Genomic DNA, 19,974 nt, shown 5'->3' with positions numbered 1-19,974 from the left:
ACAACGTAAGGATTGGTTGAGCGCCGCACAACCGGACGACATTCCAAGCACCATCCTTTGATCGAGGCGCCACAAAGCCATGGGCCTCGGCACGCATGCCAAACATGGCGCGCGTACAACAACGGAGACATGCATGGAAAAAACGTTGGCGCCAGCCGACTTGCGCCCCCTTGCGCAACCCAATGACGACGCCCTCTTTACCAAGGTGAACTGGCACCTGTTGCCATTGCTCATCACGTGCTACGTCATTGCCTACCTGGACCGGATCAACATCGGCTTTGCGCAGTTGCAGATGAAGCATTCGCTGCCGTTCAGCGATGCGGTGTACGCGGCAGGTGCGGGCATTTTCTTTGTCGGCTACTTCCTGTTTGAAGTGCCGAGCAACTTGATCCTGGAGCGGATCGGCGCGCGCAAGACGTTGCTGCGCATCATGGTGTGCTGGGGCCTGTGCGCGGCCGCCATGATCTTCGTGCAGACGCCCATGCAGTTCTACGCGCTGCGCTTTGCGTTGGGCGCATTCGAAGCAGGGTTCTTTCCGGGCGTCATCCTGTACCTGACCTACTGGTACCCCAGCAGCCGGCGCGCCAAGGCCATCTCAACCTTCATGGTCGCCCTGCCGATTGCCGGCATCATCGCCGGGCCGGCTTCAGGCTGGCTCATGAAGTTCATGGATGGCGTACTCGAACTGCACGGCTGGCAGTGGCTGTTTGTGGTGCACGGCCTGCCGGCGCCGTTGCTTGGCATCGTGGCCTATTTCACGCTGAAAGACCGCCCCGAAGACGCCTCCTGGCTCACGCAAGGCGAGAAGCACACGCTGCGCCGCCTGCTGAGCCAGGACACCACCCGGGCCGGGCACGGTGCGCTGGGTAGCCTGCTGCGTGATCCGAAGGCCTATCTGTTGTCGCTCACGTACTTCCTGTTTCTGGGCGCGAGCTATGCGGTGGTGTTCTGGACACCGACGCTCATCAAGAGCTGGGGCGTGGCAGACGTGTTCGTGGTCGGATTGCTGGCCGGCATTCCCGCCGTGGTGGGCGCGGCCACCATGGTGCTGGTGGGCCGCAGCTCCGACCGTCACCAGGAGCGCCGCCGGCACTTTGCATGCATGGCGGTGTTGGCTGCGCTCGGCCTGTTCCTGACGATCTTCGCCAAAGGACACTTGGTGTGGTCCATCGTGGCGCTGGCGGTGGTCGCGGTGGGTAAATCGTCCACCACGCCACTCTTCTTTGCTGCCGTAAGCGAGTACGTGCCGCGCAAGACCGCCGCGGGCGGCATCGCCCTCATCAGCAGCCTGGGGAATCTCGGGCCATCCGTCATGCCGTCGATCACGACCTGGATTACCGGCACGACCGGTTCCCCCGTGCCCGGGCTTGCATTCGTGATGGCCCTCTACCTGTGTGCCGCTGCGTTGCTGATGCGCGTGCTGCGGCACAAGCCGGCTTACGCCTGAACAGCAATGGCGTCCAGCGCCTGGGTGAAGTCGGCCAGCAGGTCGGCTTCATCTTCAATGCCGACCGACACACGCACCAGCGAATCGGCAATGCCCATCGACGCACGGCGCTCGGCGCCCATTTCCCAATAGATGGTCGGCGCCACCGGAATCACCAGCGTGCGCGTGTCACCCAGGTGGGTGGCACGCACGGCAAAGCGCAGGTGGTTAAGCATTTCCACATAGTCGGCGCCTTCCACCAGCTCGAAGCTCAGCAGGCCGCCGTAGTGGCGGAACAGCTCGGTGGCGCGGGCATGCTCGGGGTGCTCCGGCAGGCCGGGGTAGTACACGCGTGCCACCTTCGGATGCGCGGCCAGCGTGCGAGCCAGTGCCAGCGCGTTGCTGCAGGTGCGGTCCACGCGCAGGGCCATGGTTTCAGCGCCCACAGCAATGCGGTGTGCGGCATCGGCAATGAGCGTCGCGCCCTGATCGCGCAGACCCTTCTTGCGGATCTGCTGGATGCCCTGCATCTCCGGCTTGGCCTTGCGATAGGCCGGGAAGATGTTCGGATACGCCGTCCAGTCAAACAGGCCGGTGTCGACCACCGCGCCGCCCAGCGCGTTGCCGTGCCCGCCGATGTACTTGGACAGCGAATGCACCACGAGGCTGGCCTGTGCATCACGCCCACGGAACAGCCACGGCGAAGTCATCGTGCTGTCGATCACGTACAGCAGGCCGCGCGCCTTGCAGATGTCGCCAATGCCCTTGAGGTCGGCCACCTGTGTGCGCGGGTTGGCGATGGTTTCCACAAAGACGAGGCGCGTGTTCGGCTGCACGGCGTCGGCCACGGCTTGTGCCGAGGTGGCATCGACAAACGTCACCTCCACACCCATGTGGCGCAGCGTCTCGAACACGCTGTTGGTATTGCCGAACAGGAAGGCGCTGGAGACCACGTGGTCGCCCGCGCGCAGCAGGGTCGAGAACACCGCCACGATGCCGGCCATGCCGGTGGCGAAGCACGCGGTGGCCAGGCCACCCTCCATCATGGTGATCTTGGCTTCCAGCGCCGCCGTGGTCGGGTTGCCCTGGCGCGCGTAGGTGTAGCCGGGCTTGCCCTGGAACACGTCGATCAGCTCGCGCGTATCCGTATAGCCATAGGTGGTGGACGTATGGAGCGGCTTGTGGACAGCGTAGTGCTCGGAGCCGGCTTCGCGGTCGGCGTGCAGGAGGGCGGTGGTGAGTCCGGTCATGGCGGGGGCAGCAAGGGAAAGGCGGGAAAGTCGATCATTATCGCGCGAATCTTGCTACGCCTGCGGCGTCGCAACGCGTAATGCAGGTCATCACGCCAAGGCTTCGCAAATCAGACGCCGGGCAATTTACAGACAGAAACCGATCACTACCATTTACGCACCCGCCTTCGTGGTGCCGGCTGCTGACGTCGCAGTCTCGACATCGTCTGTTCCGCGATCAGCCATCAGGCTGGCTCGCCATCCCCCTCTTGCATATCAGTAGTTTATAAACCACAATTCTGTGATCGAGCTCAAGCAAACCGAGACGTTCCGAAAGTGGCGCACAAAGCTCAAGGACGAGCGCGCTCGCGCTGCCATCGCCTTGCGGTTGGCCCGTTTGGGTTATGGCCACGTTGGCGATGCCGAACCGGTCGGACAAGGCATTAGTGAGCTGCGCATCCACTACGGGCCTGGATATCGCATTTATTTCCATCAGCGAGGCAGCACGATCGTTATCCTGCTTTGCGGTGGTGATAAAAGCACGCAGGCCAAGGACATCAACACGGCCAAGCGCCTCGCTGCGCAATGGAGCGAATGACATGACCGACAAGTTGACGACCTATGATCCGGCTGAGGATCTGACCTCTGACGAAGCCATCGCTGCGTTCATGGCCGGCGCATTCGAAACCAACGATGCTGGCTTCATCTCGCATGCGCTGGGAATCGTCGCCCGCGCCAAAGGCATGGCACAGATCGCCAATGACACCGGTCTTTCCCGCGAACAGCTCTATCGCTCATTCAGTGAGCAGGGCAATCCCACATTGAAGACCTTGCTGGCTGTCATGCGAGCGCTCGGTATTGAATTGACGACCAAGGTCCACGTTGCCCACTGAGCAGCGGTAAGAGACAGGTGACCTAACCCGCGCGTCCGCTTATTGGGGATTGACCGGTCGGTCAAATGGAAGCCCTAGGCAGAACAGCCGCACCACACAACGCTCTCAAGTTGCCCCGGCAGCCGCCGTTATGCACTGTAATAATGTCTGATCATCAAAACATTCTGATCGAACACTCCCGGCGCTAGAATTGCTGGTCGCCGCCCGCTCGGGTGGCTCCCGCCCCCGTCAACGCTTCGCGGTTCTGAAACGCTTCCATGTGGATTGTCCAACTCGCGCTGCGAAGGCCGCTGACGTTCATCGTCCTTGCGCTGCTGATCCTGCTGGCAACGCCGTTTACGCTCATGCGTACGCCAACGGACATCTTTCCGGAAATCGATATTCCGGTTGCCAGCATCATCTGGAACTACAACGGCCTGCCCGCCAAGGAGATGGCCGATCGCATCGTCTCCGTCACGGAGCGCAGCCTCACCACCACCGTCAACGACATCGAGCACATCGAGTCGCAGTCGCTGGGCGGCATCTCCATCATCAAGGTCTTCTTCCAGCCCAACGCCAACATCCAGACGGCGCTGGCGCAGATCGTGGCGAGCACGCAGGCGCAGGTGCGGCAGTTGCCGCCGGGTACCACGCCGCCGCTGGTCATCAAGTACTCGGCTTCCAGCATTCCGATTCTGCAGTTGGGGCTGTCGTCCAACACGCTGTCTGAGCAGGAACTCAATGACACGGCGCTGAACTTCCTGCGCCCGCGCCTGATTACCGTGCCGGGCATCGCCGTGCCATTTCCGTACGGCGGCAAGAGCCGGCAGATCACGGTGGATCTGGATACGCAGAAGCTGCTGGCGCAGGGTCTGACGCCGGTGGACATCGTCAATGCGGTGGGCGCGCAGAACCTGATCCTGCCGGCCGGCACGCAGAAGATCGATGCCACCGAATACGGCGTCACGCTCAACGGCACGCCGGGCAGCATCGCCGCGCTCAATGCCATTCCGGTCAAGACCAGCAACGGCGCCACGCTTTACCTCGGCGACGTGGCCAACGTGCGCGACGGCTTCTCGCCGCAAACCAACGTGGTGCGCCAGGACGGCCAGCGCGGCGTGCTGCTGTCGGTTCTCAAGAACGGCGGTGCGTCCACGCTGGATATCGTCAACAACATCTACAAGCTGCTGCCTGCGGCGGAGGCGGCCCTGCCGCAAGACCTCAAGATCACGCCGCTGTTTGACCAGTCGCTGTTTGTGAAGGCGGCCATTGAGGGCGTGATTCGCGAGGCGCTGATCGCCGCGTGCCTGACGGCGGCCATGATCCTGCTGTTCCTGGGCAACTGGCGCAGCACCGTCATCATCGCGATATCGATTCCCTTGTCGATCCTGACATCGATCATCGTGCTGCACCTGATTGGCGAGACCATCAACCTGATGACGCTGGGTGGCCTGGCGCTGGCGGTGGGGATTCTGGTGGACGACGCCACCGTCACCATCGAGAACATCGAGCGTCATCTGCACGAGGGCAAAGACCCGATCACCGCCATCCTGGACGGCGCGGCCGAGATTGCCGTGCCGGCGTTCGTGTCGACGATCTGTATCTGTATCGTGTTTGTGCCGATGTTCTTCCTCACCGGCGTGGCGCGCTACCTGTTCGTGCCGATGGCCGAAGCGGTGATCTTCGCGATGCTGGCGTCTTACGTGCTCTCGCGCACGCTGGTACCGACGCTGGTGATGATGCTGATGACGGGCCACACGCAAAACACGCAGAAGCCCGACGCCAAGCCGAGCACCTTCAGTCGCATCTACAAGGGGTTCAACGCGCAGTTCGAGCACATGCGCGGCAACTACGCCGCTATCCTCGGCGGGCTGCTGGAGCGCCGCCGCGCGTTCGCGCTGTCGTTCCTGGGCTTTTGCGTGGCGTCGTGCGCGCTGTATCTGGTGCTGGGGCGCGACTTCTTCCCCGATGTGGATGCGGGGCAGATCCGCTTGCACATGCGTGCACCGTCCGGCCTGCGCATTGAAGAAACCGCGCGCCTGGCCGACGAGGTGGAATCAGCCATCCGCGAGATCATTCCCAAGAACGAGCTGACCACCATCCTCGACAACCTGGGCGTGCCGAACTCGGGCATCAACCTGTCGTACAGCAACGCCGGCACGATCGGCACGCTGGATGGCGAAATCCTCATCGCCCTGCGCGAAGGCGAGCGCAAGCCCAGTGCCGTGTATATCAGCCGCCTGCGCGAAGAGCTGCCCAAGCGCTTCCCGGGCGTGGAGTTTGCCTTCCAGCCGGCGGACATTGTCAGCCAGATCCTGAACTTCGGTTTGCCCTCGGCGATTGACGTGCAGTTCTCGGGCGCGGACGTTGCGACCAATCAGCAGCTCGCCGGCATTCTCGCCAACCGCATCAAGCAGATTCCCGGCGCGGTGGATACGCACGTGCACCAGCGTTTCGACCAGCCCACGCTGGCCGTCAACATGGACCGCACGCGCATCCAGCAGATTGGCCTGGAAGGACGCGATGTGGCGCAGAACCTGCTCGTGTCGCTCAGCTCCAGCTTCCAGACGTCGCCCACGTTCTGGCTGAACCCGATCAACGGTGTGGTCTACCAGGTGGCGGTGCAGAGCCCGCAATACCGCGTGGATTCCCTCGACGCGTTGCTGCGCACGCCGGTGGCCGGTGCGCGTGGCGGTGCTGCGCAGCCGGGTGGCCCGCAACTGCTGGGCAACCTCGTACAGGTGAGCCCATCGGTGCAGCCGCAAGTGGTTTCGCACTACGACATCACGCCAGTGGTGGACGTGTACGCCTCCGTGCAGGGCCGTGACCTGGGCGCCGTGGCCAAGGAAGTCCAGAAAGCCGTGGACGACATCCGCCCCAAGCTGCCGCGCGGCGCGCAGGTGACCATTCGCGGCCAAGTGCGGACGATGGAATCGTCGTTCGTCGGCTTGGGTGTCGGCCTGGTAATGGCGATCGTGCTGGTCTACCTGCTGATCGTGGTGAACTTCCAGTCGTGGATCGACCCGCTCATCATCGTGACCGCCCTGCCGGCGGCGCTGGCGGGCATTGCGTGGATGCTGTTCGTGACAGGTACGACACTGTCGGTGCCGTCGCTCACGGGTGCGATCATGACGATGGGGGTGGCAACGGCCAACTCGATTCTGCTGATCTCGTTTGCGCGCGAGCGCTTGGCCGAAGGCATCGCACCCGTGCAGGCTGCGTTGGAAGCCGGCGCCACCCGCCTGCGCCCGGTGCTGATGACGGCGTTGGCAATGATGATCGGCATGGTGCCAATGGCATTGGGCCTGGGCGAAGGCGCGGAGCAGAACGCGCCGCTGGGCCGCGCAGTGATCGGCGGTCTGCTGTTTGCGACCGTATCGACACTCTTCTTTGTTCCGGTGGTGTTTGCCAGCGTGCACAACAGATTGCAGCGGCGCGCCGCACGGCGTAGTCACGATTTGCGGGGAAGCGAAGGACATGTCTGAACAATCATCCGGCACGCATTCGGGGCCGCATTCGGGTCATCTGGCGGACGGCCCGTCGCATCACGTCGTCACCGTTGACCCGATCGAGCACGTAGACCGCGGCCGCGCCATGCGACGCGCACGCTGGGTCGTGATTGTTGTGGGCGTGCTGCTGGCACTGGGCGCTGCGCGCACGCTGGTCAGCCGCTACTACAACGCCCACGCGCTGGAGCGGCAGGTGAGCGCGCAAACCAGCCGCTACGTCAACACCACCGCACCGAAACCCGCCAACACAAGCCGTGACCTGACGCTGCCCGGCACGCTGCAGGGCTTTGTGGAATCGCCCATCTATGCGCGCACCAACGGCTACGTGCTGCGCTGGTTCAAGGACATCGGCGCGCATGTCGACAAGGGCGAAGCGCTGGCCCTGCTCGACACGCCGGAAGTGGATCAGGAACTGAACCAGGCCCAGGCCGCGCGCAGCCAGGCGGCCGCACGTCTGGCACTCGCACAAACGTCCCTCACGCGCTGGCAGAACCTGCGCCAAAAAGACGCCGTCTCCCAACAGGAACTGGATGAGCGCACCAGCACTGCCAACCAGGCGCACGCCGACCTGGCCGCCGCCGATGCCAACGTGCGCCGCCTGCAGGAGCTGCAAGGCTTCCGCCGTGTGGTGGCACCGTTTGCAGGTGTTGTCACCAAGCGCAATGTCGATGTGGGCACGCTGGTCAACGCCGGCAATGCGGGTGCCAATCGCGAGCTGTTCACGCTGGCGCAGACCGACCCGCTGCGCATCTACCTGTACGTTCCGCAGGCGTATTCGCAGCAGGTGAAGGTAGGCCAGGACGTGGCCGTCACGATGGCCGAAATGCCGGGGCAGACCTTCCACGGCACCATCGCCCGTGCATCCGGCGCCATTGATACGGCCACGCGCACCATGCAGGTCGAGGTGCAATTGCCCAACAAGGATGGCCGTCTGCTGCCCGGCGCGTATGTGCAGGTGGCCGTCGCCGGCAAGGCAGGTGCAACCGGCGATGCGCCAAAGTCGTTCATCGTGCCGACCAACACGCTGCTGTTCCGCAAGGAAGGCCCGCGCATTGCCGTGGCAGAGAACGGTCGCGTGGACCTGCGCGCCGTCAACATCGGCCGCGACTTCGGCCGCACGGTCGAGATCCTCTCCGGCCTGAAACCGGAGGATGCGCTGATCCTCAACCCGGCCGATTCCATCGAACAGGGCGAGGCCGTGACCATCGTGAAGCCGGCGCCTGCTGCATCTCCGACGTCCTCGCCTGCGGCTTCCGCGCCGCGCGCATCATGACCGGGCTGCCCAAGTTCCATGTGACCGCATTGGCATCCGCGCTGACCGCGCTGCTGGCGGGCTGCTCGCTGGCGCCAACCTACGAGCGCCCGGCCATGGACGTACCCGCGCACTGGCAGACCGAGGCCCCCTGGCGCGCCGCGCAACCCGCCGACGATGCCCCCAAGGGCCCATGGTGGCAGCGCTTCAATGATCCGCAGCTCGACAAGCTGATCGAGCAAGCGCTGCGCGAGAACCAGTCGCTCAAGGTGGCACTGACCAATCTGGAGCAGGCCCAGGCCCTCACGCGCGTGGCGCGCGCCAGCCTGCTGCCAACGGTCACTGCCAGCAGCAACGACGCACGCACCCGCACTTCCGCGTTCCGGCCGCTTGCGTCGTACAGCAGTCCGACCATGTCGACGGTGCAGGACGACTTCGTCCTGCGTGCTGACGTCAGCTACGAAGCCGATCTGTTCGGCCGCGTGCGCAACACCGTCAGCAACGCCAAGGCCAGCGAACAACAGGCTGCGGCCAACCTGGAAAACTTTCGCCTGTTGCTGGCCGCGCAAGTGGCCACCACCTGGTACAACCTGCGCGAAACCGATGCCGAAATCGCCGTCGTGCAGGAGGGCTTGGCCCTGCAGCGCAAGGCGCTCGATTTCGTCACCTCGCGACATCAGGACGGCGTGGCCTCTGGCCTGGACCTCGCGCAACAGCAAGCGCTGGTCGACAGCACCGCCACACAGGCTGAGCTGCTGACCAAGCAGCGTGCGCAGTATGAGCACGCGCTGGCCACACTGGTCGGCACGCCCGCTCCCGCTTTCCACATCGACCCCACACCGCTGGCAGGAACACCGCCCACAATTCCGGTGGCGCTGCCGTCCGACGTGATTGAACGCCGCCCCGACGTGGCCGCCGCCGAACGCGGTGCCGCTGCCGCCAACGCACAGGTGGGTGTGGCGCGCGCCGCGTTCTTCCCCAGCGTGATGCTGAGCGGTGGCGCCGGCTGGGAAAGCCGTGATCTCGCACTGCTGTTCAGTGCGCCCACGCTGCTGTGGTCGTTCGGCACACAGATCGCGCAGACGGTGTTTGACGCCGGCCGCACAAGCGCGCGCGTGGACTTTGCGAATGCCGCGTACCAAGGCTCGATCGCCAACTATCGGCAGACGGTGCTGGGCGCGTTGCAGGAAGTGGAAGATGGATTGGCCGGGCTGCAATCGCTCGACCGTGCCGCGACGCAAGCGCGCGCAGCCGTCGCCAGCGCCCGCAAGGTCTACGACATTGCCAGCGTGCGCTATGAAGGCGGGCTGGCGACGTCGCTGGACGTGATCACCGCGCAGCAGTCGCTGCTGAACAACCAGCGTACGGCGGTGCAGATCCTAGGGCAGCAACTGACGACCAGCGTGTTCCTCGTCAAGGCAGTGGGTGGGGATTGGAACCACCCCACCACGCCGCCATCGGCCAAGCGTTAAGCCACGCGGCGCAGGAAACACGTACCGGCAAAGAGGCCAACCAGCCAACTCAGTGTCAGCACCAGCACCATTGGCATGGCAAGCTGCTCAATCATCCCGCTGGGCAGTCGGCACGCCAGTGCAAGCACCGCCGCCACCAGAAGCGCCATCGCCGTCAGGCTGACAAACAATGCGCCCAGGCCGGATGCCAGCGTGCGCAGCAGCGGCGGGTGCACATGGGCCGGCGGGCACAGCTCGGCCATGCGGGCGCGCACGTAGGCGGTGGTGCGCAGGCTATCGGTGGCATCGGCGTGATGGCGCATCACCTGCATCCACGTTTGCGTGTCCAACACGCCAGAACTCAACTCCTGCGTCACACGGCGCAGTGCGGCCCGCTCACGGGCATGGTCAGTGGCATCGGTAGGCGTCTCATTTGGAGCAGGCCGATCGAACACCGCTGGTGCAGCAGCCGGATCGCCAATCCGCACCTGATGCCGATAGGTGACCCGCACGCGGCGCGAGCGCACGATGTACCCCATTGCCACCAAGGGTGCCAGCACCTGCAATGCAAACAGCAACACCGTCGGCAACGCTTCAATGGTGTGGCTGGGCGCTTGCGCCAGCCACTGCTGAAGCATTGGCCCTACGTAGAGCACCATCGGCAACTGGAACAGGCAGTACACAAACCAGAGCGCGGGAAACCAGCGCACGCGCAAGAACGCCACTGCCACCAGCCCCACCGGATACACCAGCCACGGCAGCACGAACAGCGGATGCACCCATTCGCCGCCCGTCACATGCAGCACGAACGCGGCAATCATCCCGAGCACCATTGCCAGTACTGGCAACGTGGTCAGCCACAACAACGTCACCAACCAACCCCGTACGCCATACAGCCGATGCGCCCGCGCACGCGCTGCGGAGATTGCAATCCAACTTCCCTGCATGAAGTTCCCCCGTCCGGATCTGCAATGGTTTCGAGTGCCGTCAAGGCCGCAGTTTCCGGTTTTCCGGCGATTGTGTCATCGGGCCGATGGCGGCCGATCCCCTCAACCGGGGGGACATGTTTTAAATGTTGCTAACACTCGCAAAAACCCAATGCCCGCGCGGCTTAGCGGCGAAACAGAGTTATTTAATTCTGATCTTTACATGGCTAACTGTTGTTTAGGCGTGTCGATTCCAATGCCATCCACCCTGCGCAGCCACGCAAGCGCGAGGCCATGTCACTGCAGCAGAAGGCGGGGCCATGGGCCTCATGCTGCATAGCAATAAAAATCGTCAATTTCGGTTATATTACGCCGCCGATCGCCCGCCGCCGGCTCCTCGCCAGGCCTGCCACCAAGCCATGCAGCGGGTTGCAGACATGCCCCGCTGTGGTGCAGCAATTTCCACCTCCGCGGTGTGATTTGAAGACGCGCTGGCATCGGCTGAACCGATTTTTGTGAACGCCTCGATGTGAGGCGTCAGGCTTCGGCATGCGTTCGCGGCCGGGGCGTTTTCTGTGTGAGAGAGTGAGTTGTGGTGATCAAAGCAATACGAAGGGTCGTATCAGCGGTCGTGGTGTGCCTGGTGACGGTGTCCGCGCACGCGGATGAGGCCAAGAAGGTCGATGTGCTGCTGGTGGGCGGCGGCATCATGAGTTCGACGCTGGGTGTCTGGCTGCACGAGTTGGAGCCGAACTGGTCGATGACGATGGTGGAACGCCTCGATGGCGTTGCTATGGAAAGCTCCAACGGCTGGAACAACGCCGGCACCGGCCACTCCGCGCTGGCCGAGCTGAACTACACGCCCGAGAAGCCGGACGGCAAGATCGATATCTCGAAGGCCATCGAGATCAACGAATCGTTCCAGATCTCGCGCCAGTTCTGGGCGTGGCAGGTCAGGAACGGCGTGCTGAAGAACCCGCACGCGTTCATCAATTCCACCCCGCACATGAGTTTTGTGTGGGGCGACACAAACGTTCGCTATCTCAAGAAGCGCTACGAGGCACTGCAGGCGAGCCCGCTGTTCCGCGGCATGCAGTACTCGGAAGACTTCGACCAGATCAGCAAGTGGGTGCCGCTGATGATGGAAGGGCGTGACCGCTCACAGAAGGTGGCGGCTACGTGGATGCCAGTGGGCACCGACGTGAACTTTGGCGAGATCACGCGCCAGTTTGTCGGCTATCTGCAAAGCCAGCCGAACTTCTCGCTGTCGCTCTCCAGCGAGGTGCGCGAGATCAAGCGCAATGCCGATGGCACGTGGCACGTGTCGTACGTCAACCTGAAGTCGGGCGCGCAGCAGGACATTGATGCGAAGTTCGTCTTCATCGGCGCGGGCGGTGGCGCACTCAAGCTGCTGCAGGCATCGGGCATTCCGGAAGCGCGCGACTATGGCGCCTTCCCGGTGGGCGGCTCGTTCCTCGTCACCGACAACCCCGAGGTGGTGAAGCGCCATCTGGCGAAGGCGTATGGTAAAGCGTCGGTCGGTTCGCCGCCGATGTCGGTGCCGCACCTGGATACGCGCGTGCTCGACGGCAAGCGCATCATCCTGTTCGGGCCGTTCGCGACGTTCTCGACCAAGTTCCTGAAGAACGGCTCGTATCTGGACTTGATGCGCAGTACGAACACCCACAACGTCATGCCGATGATGCACGTGGGTGTGGACGAGTTTCCGCTGGTCGAATACCTGGCGGGCCAACTGATGCTGTCGGATGACGACCGCTTCAACGCGCTGAAGGAATACTTCCCGAACGCGAAGAAGGAAGACTGGCGCCTGTGGCAGGCCGGCCAGCGCGTGCAGATCATCAAGCGTGACGAGGCCAAGGGCGGCGTGCTGAAGCTCGGCACCGAGATCGTCGCGTCGAAGGACGGCACCATCGCGGGTCTGCTCGGCGCATCGCCTGGTGCATCGACTGCGGCGCCGATCATGCTGAGCGTGCTGGAGAAGGTGTTCAAGGACAAGGTGGCCACGCCGGCCTGGCAGCAGAAGATCCGCCAGATTGTGCCGAGCTACGGCACCAAGCTGAACGACAGCCCAGCCAAGGTCTACGAAGAGTGGACGACCACCAGCGAAGTGCTGCAGCTCAACCCGCCGCCGCAGATTGACCTGCACGTGGCGCCAGCCGCCAAACCCGCTGCGCCGCAACCCGCCAAGGCAGCAGCAGAGATGGCGCTGTAACCTGCAGCGATGGACATACAAAAAGCTCAACAGCCGTTGAGCTTTTTTTTGCTCAGATGATGTCGCCGGGCTGCCGCACATCCGTGCCCACGCAGCCAGCCCATATGTCCTTCCCACATAGTGGCCCCAATCATTTGCATGCGTCCTGAGGAACCAAGCTCCTTACACTCGCTGCAAATTCGATCAAAGCCGATACGCGCCCACGCCGCCCGCCGCTGTGCCTGCTCCACCTTGAGCCTTGTGCTAGCCGGGCAAACCAATGCGACACCGGAGCCCACCAGCGTCAACATCCTCATCTGCAATGACATGGCAGCTAGCGGCGGGTCATACCTGACGTGCTGGCGAGCCGCTCCCTGCGCAAGTCAGGCAGGCGCGCTACCATCGGCGTTCTTTTCACCCGTTACCCTCCCGACCCCCACATGTCCGACATCCAACGCTTCCACACCAACGCCCGCATGAGCCAGATCGTGATCGCCAACGGCATCGTGCATCTGGCAGGCCAAGTGCCCGACGCTGCGTTCGACTTCAAGTCCGTCACCGAGCAGACCAACAACATCCTCGGCCGCATCGATGCGCTGCTGGCCGAAGCTGGCGTGGACAAGACGCGCCTGATTTCCGCCAACATCTGGCTGACCGACGCCAAGCACTTTGCCGAGCTGAACGCCGCGTGGGAAGCCTGGGTACCGGCCGGCCACGCGCCCACGCGCGCCTGCGTGCAGTCGGGCCTGATGCGCCCGGGCATTGACGTGGAGATCGCCGTCACGGCGCTGGCCAAGGGCTGAAGGCAGATCACGCATGCGCTTTGACACCATCGTGCTGGGCGCCGGCATCGTCGGCGTATCGGTGGCGGTGCACCTGCAGCAGCGCGGGCGCGCCGTCGCCCTGGTTGACCGCCGGGCACCGGGCTTTGAGACGTCGTTCGGCAACGCCGGGCTGATCCAGCGCGAGGGCGTCTATCCGTATGCCTTCCCACGCGACCTGCCGACGCTGCTGCGCTACGCAAGCAATACGTCGGCAGACGTGCATTACCACCTAGGCGATCTGCCCAGATTGCTGCCGTTTCTGTGGCGCTACTGGCGCAACTCGCACCCCGGTCGGCATGCCGCCATCGCGCGGGCGTATGCGCCGCTCATCGCGCATAGTGTGACCGAACATCACGCGTTGGCGGAAGCTGCTGGCGCCACGGACCTGATCCGCCCGAGCGGCTGGATCAAGGTCTTCCGCAACGCGGCTACGCAGGACGAGGAAACCCGCACCGTCGAGCGCTGGCAGCGCGAATACGGTGTCGCCTTTGAAGCGCTCGACCCCGCGCGCCTGCGCACGGCTGAACCGCATCTGGACCCATCGCTACTGGGCGGCCTGCGCTACACGGAAGCCGATTCCGTGAGCGACCCCAACGCGCTGGTAACAGCGTATGCAAACTATTTCGAGCAGATCGGCGGCCAGTTGTTTGAAGGCGATGCGAACTCGCTCACGAGCAACGCACCGTGGCTGGTGCGCAGCAAGGAAGGCGAACTGCGCGCCGACAACGTCGTCATCGCCATGGGCCCGTGGGCGGACGTGGTCACCTCGCGCCTGGGCTACAGCCTGCCGCTGGCCGTCAAGCGTGGCTACCACATGCACTACGCGCCCACACAGGGCACGCAGTTGAACCACCCGGTGCTCGACGCCGATGGCGGCTATGTGCTGGCGCCGATGGCGCGCGGCATTCGCCTGACCACAGGCGCGGAACTCGCGCACCGTGATGCGCCGAAGACGCCCGTGCAGCTTGAAGCCGTCGAGCCCGTCGCGCGCAAGCTCTTCCCGCTGGCCGAGCGCGTGGATGCGGAACCGTGGATGGGCGCCCGCCCCTGCACGCCCGACATGCTGCCGATCATCGGGCAGGCACCGCACCACCCGAGCATGTGGTTTGCGTTTGGCCATGCCCACCACGGCCTGACGTTGGGCCCCATCACCGGGCGATTAATTGCGGAAATGATGACGGGCGAAACACCGACCGTGGATGTTCGCCCGTTCCGGGCAGAACGCTTCTGGGATCCGGCGCGCTAGCCAGACAAGCCCGCCCTAGAACTCCATATCCAACTCATCAATATCTTCCTTCTCCGCCTTTGCCCCGGCAATCCATTCGGCAACGTGCGGGTGTGCGAGCACGCGCATGCAGTACTCGGCGATCTCCGGATCGAGCTTGACGTCGTAGGTCAGGAATCGCATGACGACGGGCGCATACATCGCGTCGGCCATGCTGATCTCGCCAAACAGCCAGGGGCCGCCGTACTGCGCGAGGCACTCGCGCCAGATGAGCGTGATCCGCTCGATGTCGTGCTGCGCGCGCGACCAAATGCGGAAGCCCGGAAAATGTGCGCGCAAGTTCATCGGCAGTGCGGAGCGCAGTGCGCTGAAGCCCGAATGCATCTCGCCGCAGATCGCGCGGCAGTGTGCGCGGGCATGTCGATCGGCGGGCAGCAGTTTGGCCTGGGGCGAGAGTTCGTTGAGGTATTCGGCAATCGCCAGCACGTCCCACACCTTGCGGCCCTCGTGCGTGAGGCACGGCACCAGAATCGATGGTGACAGCAGCAGCAATTCCGCGCGCGATGAGGCGTCGATCGGGACGCTCACCGTCTCGAACGGCAGGCCGCTCAGCTTGGCAAGCAACCAGCCGCGCATCGACCACGACGAATAATTGCGACTGCTGATGGTGAGCGTGGCCAGGTCGGCGGATTTCATCTCGGTCCCCCAGGGTTTTTCGTTTTCCAATCCGGTGCATGACCTGCGCCGGGCACCTTGCCGGTGCGCTGTCTGCACCCGTGCGCTGCAAGAGCGCAGGCCTCGCCGCGCCCCGCGTGGATGCCGCGCAAAGCCTGTGCCAGTCATCACCAGCGTGCATGCGGTTTCACGCCCACTGGCATCTGAGCTGGCACACGTATTGCCTGTTTCGCTTGACCTGCCTTACTTGCATTCACGCGCATTCACGTGCCCTGCGACGCAATCGCCATGAACATGCTCGCGTATCCCTTCTACCAGTGGCTCTCCGAAAGCCTGCGGCCCGCGCGGGCGTGGGCCTCGTTCTCGCGGCTGGCGATGGCGCACTGGCCACCCTCGACCGAGCACCCGACTGGCCGCGCGCTCGATGCCTGGCTCGAACTGCTGGAATGCAGCGCGATCACGCACCGCCGCCCGTCATTCGGCATCGACAGCGTTGAGGTCGACGGCCAGGCGGTACCGGTGGTGGAAGACACCGTGATGCAAACGCCGTTCGGCACCCTCGTGCATTTCCGCAAGGTCACACCCACGCGGCAACCGCGTGTGCTGGTTGCCGCGCCCTTGTCCGGCCACTTCGCCACGCTGCTACGCGGCACGCTGCGCACGATGCTGGCCGATCACGACGTGTATGTGACCGACTGGCATAACGCACGCGACATTCCCGTCTCAGCCGGGCGCTTCGGCTTTGATGAATACGTCGGCCACCTGATCGACTTCATCCGCCACATCGGCCCGGACGCACACGTGCTGGCCATCTGCCAGCCAACCGTGGCTGCACTGTCGGCGGTCTCGCTCATGGCCGCCGACAACGACCCCGCGCAGCCGGCCAGCCTCACGCTCATGGCTGGCCCCATCGATTGCCGTGTGGAGCCAACCGCGGTCAACGCATTGGCCAACAGCAAGCCGATCGAATGGTTCGAGAAGAACCTGATCGGCGTCGTGCCGCCCGGCTTTGTGGGCGAGCAGCGCCGCGTGTATCCGGGCTTCGTGCAGTTGAGCGCGTTCATGTCGATGAATTCGGATCGCCACGCGCAGTCGTTTGAAGAGCTGTACTACCAGCGCGCGAAGGGCGACCCTGCCAAGGCCGACACGATCCGCGCCTTCTACGACGAATACCTCGCCACGTGCGACCTCACCGCCGAGTTCTATCTGGAAACGGTCGAGAAAGTGTTTCAGCAATACGCACTGCCGCGCGGCGAGTTGATGGTCGGCGGCCGGCTGGTTGAACCGGCAGCGATTCATCGCACCGCGTTGCTGACGGTCGAGGGCGAGAAGGACGACATCTGTGCAGTCGGGCAAACCGTGGCCGCGCAAGACCTGTGCTCGGGGCTGCCGCCGTATCTGAAGACACACCATGTGCAGGCCGGTGTGGGGCATTACGGCGTGTTCAACGGCAGCAAATGGGAAAAACAGATCTACCCGATCGTGCGCGCCACCATCCACGACAACGAGCCGTTCGACAGCAGCACCACTGTCGGCGACGCAGACAACGCCAATCGCGTCACGCTGTGGGCGCTGCTCAATGCGCAAACGTCGAGCCAGGCCGTCACCCGCGGGCGCTCGCGCAAGATGGCAATCGTGAACTGACCCCCAGGGTCCGTGTCAGCGAGGCGTAATTTAGACGGGCGAGTATCGAATCCGAGCAGGTCATGCTCCATCGACGTTGATCGATTCACGGAGGGTTGCGATGAACACTCACACCACGGAGTCCCAACGCGCTTCGGGCCTGTTGCATCCGGGCGGCAACCCCATCCGCCTCAATACGGGCGACTTCGTTGCCATCGATCGCCGCCAGGATGCCAAGTACGAGGCGACCTATCGCCCGCAGGCGCTGTACAGCCGCGCCGACGAAGGCTTTGCCGCCAACAACGAGGCCTTTCTGCTGCATGAGGTTGCCACCAACCGGCCGATCTACCTGGAAGACACGGGCCCGACCGATTTCCACCTGCATCTGCCGCCGGGCGCCTTTCAGTTCGTGCTGGTCACATCGGGCGTGTTTACGTTCGACTACGATGGCCGACTGCATTACGTCGGCCCCGGCTCAGTGATCCTGCAAAGCGCGATCGTGCATCGGCAGCTTTTCTACACGTGGTCGGGCCTGTCTACGGAAGACAACCTGAGCACGCCACAAACGGTGGTGCCTGACGCGCTTTCCATGGGGTGCTCAGGCAAGTTTCTGGAAGCGTTCATCACCGATCCGACCACGTTTCCCAACCCGACGATTGTGCCGTCGGCACTGATCAACGAAGCCGAAACGCCGCGCATCGCCTGGAGTCATCCGGTGCACGATCGGCCGGCAGGCGCAGGCTTCTGGGTGCAAGATCCGCTGGAGTTGCATGCGCTCTACAGGCCGTTGGCCGGCGATTCCATCCGATCGCCCGAACCGGTGTACGTCCGCGACACCGGCATCGAAGCGCCCAGCGGCCAGCTTGTGACAGGACACCTCATCGCCACCGACCCGCACGGTGAATCGAGCCTGCCCAAGAGCCAGGCGGGTGCAGTGGATGCGGCCTCCTTCTCGAAGGGCGAGGTGGTCATCTACCGCGTCATTCGCGGCACGGCCGAATTCAAGGACGGCGCGGGCAATACGTTTGAACTGACCGCCGGCGACGTGGTGACGGCGGGCCAGCATTCGGTCACGCTTGTCGGCATGGGCGAAGACACGCAGATTCTCCGGCTCGGCCTGCTGAAGAACATCGAACAACTGCGGAGCTGGACGCGCGCGCAATGCGAAGAGATCGACGGTTTGGCGGGCCGCATCATTACCAAGACCGAGACGCGCCCGCAGCGGACCGAGGGTAAGCCGGTTGGGTATCTCTACGAAACCGACGAAAGCGTCACGGCATCCAACGGAAACACCGGCCGCTTGAGCGCGGCAAACGGAAAGCGACTGTAGTCGGAACTCGTCACACCGCCGCCATCGCACTCGACCACGGCCTTGGCAATCGGCACGAACACGGGCCGGCAATACATGCGCGATTTCAACAGCACGAAGCGCGCGGCATGCGGGTCCACGCCGATGTGCGTGAAGATGCCGAGGTCCCAATGCTCCTGCGGCGTTTCGGTGACGACCACCTGTGCCGCGCCGATGTCGAGCAGCGCCGTGCGCCCCATGCGGATGCGCTGGCCGGTGTAGGTCGGCCCGGTGATGGTGTATTCACCGTCGCTGATGGCGGCGACCTTGCCCTTCAACACACGTGAGACCGGATACACGCCCAATTGCGTAAGCGGCACCTTGTCGCCCACCGGCAGCGTGACGGTGGCACCGACACCCGCCTCGATCATCGCGGCGACGGCTTCGGGGTCGCACACGGGCCCAACGGCGATGCCACTCAACCCCTGCTTCAACGCTTCGTGCAGGACGTGCATGTCATCACACGTGCCGCCGGACATGCAGTTGTCGCCGTGGTCGAGCAGCAGCACGGGGCCCTTTCCGGGCGTGGCGGCCAACTCGGCGGCGCGGGCGATTGATTCGGCGAGCGGTTCCGAGCGATAGACGAAGCCTTCGCGGTCGGACCAGATGGCATCGGCGATACGCTGGGCTACGGCGTCAGCGGCTTGTGCATCACCGTTGCCGACCACCACGATGGACAGGCACGGCGCGGCAATGTCTGCCAGCCCGAAGCCCGCGAGGATCGACACAGCCAGCATGCCGTCCTGCTCCGCCTGCTTGGCCAGCGCCACGGCGCGGTGCATCGCCCCCTCATCCGTACGGCTGCGCAGCGTGTGCGTGACCATCGGTAGGCGGCGCCATGTCAGCACCGGGTTCGCGCGGCCGGCCAGCTTGTCGAACAGCAGGCGCCCTGCGTGCTCGCCGGTCTCGTACATGTCGACATGCGGATAGGTCTTGAAGCTGACCGCAATGTCCGCCAGGTCGATGAACTTCTGCGTGAGGTTGCCGTGCAGATCCAGCGCAACTGTAATGGGCACATCGGGCACCACGGCGCGCAGGCGCTCGAGCAGATCGCCTTCACCGTCGTCGCTGTTCTCGGCGACCATCGCGCCGTGCAGGTCGAGCATCAGCGCATCGCACCCGGGCGCGGCCGCAACGATGGCGTCGCACAGCGTCGTGTACGCCTCGGCGGCCACGCGCCCGCTCGGGTTGGCCCCGGCGATGACGGGCACGACGATTTCCGCGCCTGCCGCCTCCGCCAAATCAATGAACGCGCCGGCCGCCGTGCGTGTGCCCTTGGCGGCACGGTAGGCGTCGGCACCATAGTGCGGATGAAACGACGCCAGCGGCGTCGGCACCGGCGAGAACGTGTTGGTCTCGTGATTGAAGCGGGCGATCAGGATGCGCATGAGCGTGTATCGGT

Annotated in this window: 15 protein-coding genes; 11 read left to right on the top strand and 4 right to left on the bottom strand. The window is 64.1% G+C overall.

Annotated elements, in window-relative coordinates:
• The first annotated feature begins 133 nt into the window (after positions 1-133).
• The gene (locus C404_RS34545; RefSeq protein WP_021193284.1) at positions 134-1,447 is read left to right on the top strand and encodes an MFS transporter; all 1,314 of its coding nucleotides are present in this window, start codon (positions 134-136) and stop codon (positions 1,445-1,447) included.
• Here the strand turns inward: C404_RS34545 and C404_RS34540 are convergent.
• Positions 1,438-2,676: a cystathionine gamma-synthase family protein gene (locus C404_RS34540; protein ID WP_021193283.1), complete on the bottom strand. Its 1,239-nt coding sequence runs from the start codon at positions 2,674-2,676 to the stop codon at positions 1,438-1,440. The genes C404_RS34545 and C404_RS34540 overlap by 10 nt on opposite strands.
• Positions 2,677-2,956: 280 nt before the next feature.
• Here C404_RS34540 and C404_RS34535 point away from each other — a divergent pair, with 280 nt between their 5' ends.
• The 5 genes from C404_RS34535 to C404_RS34515 all read left to right on the top strand — a co-directional run bounded on the left by C404_RS34535 (position 2,957) and on the right by C404_RS34515 (position 9,760).
• Positions 2,957-3,253, top strand: a complete 297-nt coding sequence (locus C404_RS34535; RefSeq protein WP_021193282.1) for a type II toxin-antitoxin system RelE/ParE family toxin — start codon at positions 2,957-2,959, stop codon at positions 3,251-3,253.
• A 1-nt stretch (position 3,254) separates the two neighbouring features.
• Positions 3,255-3,548 (top strand): addiction module antidote protein, encoded by a 294-nt coding sequence (locus C404_RS34530; RefSeq protein ID WP_021193281.1) that lies wholly within the window; start codon positions 3,255-3,257, stop codon positions 3,546-3,548.
• A 257-nt stretch (positions 3,549-3,805) separates the two neighbouring features.
• Positions 3,806-7,012: an efflux RND transporter permease subunit gene (locus C404_RS34525; protein WP_021193280.1), complete on the top strand. Its 3,207-nt coding sequence runs from the start codon at positions 3,806-3,808 to the stop codon at positions 7,010-7,012.
• The gene (locus tag C404_RS34520; protein ID WP_021193279.1) at positions 7,005-8,309 is read left to right on the top strand and encodes an efflux RND transporter periplasmic adaptor subunit; all 1,305 of its coding nucleotides are present in this window, start codon (positions 7,005-7,007) and stop codon (positions 8,307-8,309) included. The genes C404_RS34525 and C404_RS34520 overlap by 8 nt, the downstream gene beginning before the upstream one ends.
• Positions 8,306-9,760, top strand: coding sequence for an efflux transporter outer membrane subunit (locus C404_RS34515; RefSeq protein ID WP_021193278.1), 1,455 nt, complete (start codon positions 8,306-8,308; stop codon positions 9,758-9,760). Before C404_RS34520 ends, C404_RS34515 begins: the two co-directional genes overlap by 4 nt.
• Here the strand turns inward: C404_RS34515 and C404_RS34510 are convergent.
• Complete coding sequence (locus C404_RS34510) at positions 9,757-10,686, bottom strand: hypothetical protein (RefSeq protein WP_031328839.1); 930 nt, start codon at positions 10,684-10,686, stop codon at positions 9,757-9,759. The genes C404_RS34515 and C404_RS34510 overlap by 4 nt on opposite strands.
• Positions 10,687-11,260: 574 nt before the next feature.
• On the opposite strand from C404_RS34510, the gene mqo reads away from it, so the two are divergent.
• From mqo to C404_RS34495, 3 genes are all read left to right on the top strand, one after another.
• Positions 11,261-12,898: a malate dehydrogenase (quinone) gene (mqo, locus tag C404_RS34505; protein ID WP_031328838.1), complete on the top strand. Its 1,638-nt coding sequence runs from the start codon at positions 11,261-11,263 to the stop codon at positions 12,896-12,898.
• A gap of 419 nt (positions 12,899-13,317) precedes the next feature.
• The gene (locus tag C404_RS34500; protein ID WP_021193275.1) at positions 13,318-13,680 is read left to right on the top strand and encodes a RidA family protein; all 363 of its coding nucleotides are present in this window, start codon (positions 13,318-13,320) and stop codon (positions 13,678-13,680) included.
• A gap of 13 nt (positions 13,681-13,693) precedes the next feature.
• On the top strand, positions 13,694-14,947 hold the full coding sequence (locus C404_RS34495) for an NAD(P)/FAD-dependent oxidoreductase (RefSeq protein WP_021193274.1): 1,254 nt from the start codon (positions 13,694-13,696) through the stop codon (positions 14,945-14,947).
• 15 nt (positions 14,948-14,962) lie between these two features.
• On the opposite strand, the gene C404_RS34490 is transcribed toward C404_RS34495, so the two are convergent.
• On the bottom strand, positions 14,963-15,622 hold the full coding sequence (locus tag C404_RS34490) for a glutathione S-transferase family protein (protein ID WP_021193273.1): 660 nt from the start codon (positions 15,620-15,622) through the stop codon (positions 14,963-14,965).
• Positions 15,623-15,889: 267 nt separating this feature from the next.
• Here C404_RS34490 and C404_RS34485 point away from each other — a divergent pair, with 267 nt between their 5' ends.
• A complete protein-coding gene (locus tag C404_RS34485; protein WP_021193272.1) occupies positions 15,890-17,245 on the top strand; it encodes a polyhydroxyalkanoate depolymerase in 1,356 nt (451 codons plus the stop codon).
• Positions 17,246-17,345: 100 nt separating this feature from the next.
• Positions 17,346-18,554 (top strand): hypothetical protein, encoded by a 1,209-nt coding sequence (locus C404_RS34480; RefSeq protein WP_021193271.1) that lies wholly within the window; start codon positions 17,346-17,348, stop codon positions 18,552-18,554.
• On the opposite strand, the gene C404_RS34475 is transcribed toward C404_RS34480, so the two are convergent.
• Positions 18,476-19,960 carry a M81 family metallopeptidase gene (locus C404_RS34475; protein ID WP_021193270.1) on the bottom strand — a complete coding sequence of 495 codons (1,485 nt, stop codon included), beginning with the start codon at positions 19,958-19,960 and terminating at the stop codon, positions 18,476-18,478. The two genes, C404_RS34480 and C404_RS34475, sit on opposite strands and share 79 nt — an antisense overlap.
• Positions 19,961-19,974 lie beyond the last annotated feature (14 nt).

It is taken from the genome of Ralstonia sp. AU12-08, assembly GCF_000442475.1.
In the GTDB taxonomy this organism is placed as follows: domain Bacteria; phylum Pseudomonadota; class Gammaproteobacteria; order Burkholderiales; family Burkholderiaceae; genus Ralstonia; species Ralstonia insidiosa.
Note: the sequence above shows the minus strand (reverse complement) of the source record. Positions and strands in the feature narration are given on the sequence as shown.

Excerpts from the sequence above, each read along its gene's own strand:
- C404_RS34525 (WP_021193280.1), top strand. The coding sequence starts at position 3,806 with ATGTGGATTGTCCAACTCGCGCTGCGAAGGCCGCTGACGTTCATCGTC.
- C404_RS34490 (WP_021193273.1), bottom strand. The coding sequence starts at position 15,622 with ATGAAATCCGCCGACCTGGCCACGCTCACCATCAGCAGTCGCAATTAT.
- C404_RS34520 (WP_021193279.1), top strand. The coding sequence starts at position 7,005 with ATGTCTGAACAATCATCCGGCACGCATTCGGGGCCGCATTCGGGTCAT.
- C404_RS34480 (WP_021193271.1), top strand. The coding sequence starts at position 17,346 with ATGAACACTCACACCACGGAGTCCCAACGCGCTTCGGGCCTGTTGCAT.
- C404_RS34530 (WP_021193281.1), top strand. The coding sequence starts at position 3,255 with ATGACCGACAAGTTGACGACCTATGATCCGGCTGAGGATCTGACCTCT.
- C404_RS34485 (WP_021193272.1), top strand. The coding sequence starts at position 15,890 with ATGAACATGCTCGCGTATCCCTTCTACCAGTGGCTCTCCGAAAGCCTG.
- C404_RS34540 (WP_021193283.1), bottom strand. The coding sequence starts at position 2,676 with ATGACCGGACTCACCACCGCCCTCCTGCACGCCGACCGCGAAGCCGGC.
- C404_RS34515 (WP_021193278.1), top strand. The coding sequence starts at position 8,306 with ATGACCGGGCTGCCCAAGTTCCATGTGACCGCATTGGCATCCGCGCTG.
- C404_RS34495 (WP_021193274.1), top strand. The coding sequence starts at position 13,694 with ATGCGCTTTGACACCATCGTGCTGGGCGCCGGCATCGTCGGCGTATCG.
- C404_RS34500 (WP_021193275.1), top strand. The coding sequence starts at position 13,318 with ATGTCCGACATCCAACGCTTCCACACCAACGCCCGCATGAGCCAGATC.
- C404_RS34475 (WP_021193270.1), bottom strand. The coding sequence starts at position 19,960 with ATGCGCATCCTGATCGCCCGCTTCAATCACGAGACCAACACGTTCTCG.
- C404_RS34545 (WP_021193284.1), top strand. The coding sequence starts at position 134 with ATGGAAAAAACGTTGGCGCCAGCCGACTTGCGCCCCCTTGCGCAACCC.
- C404_RS34510 (WP_031328839.1), bottom strand. The coding sequence starts at position 10,686 with ATGCAGGGAAGTTGGATTGCAATCTCCGCAGCGCGTGCGCGGGCGCAT.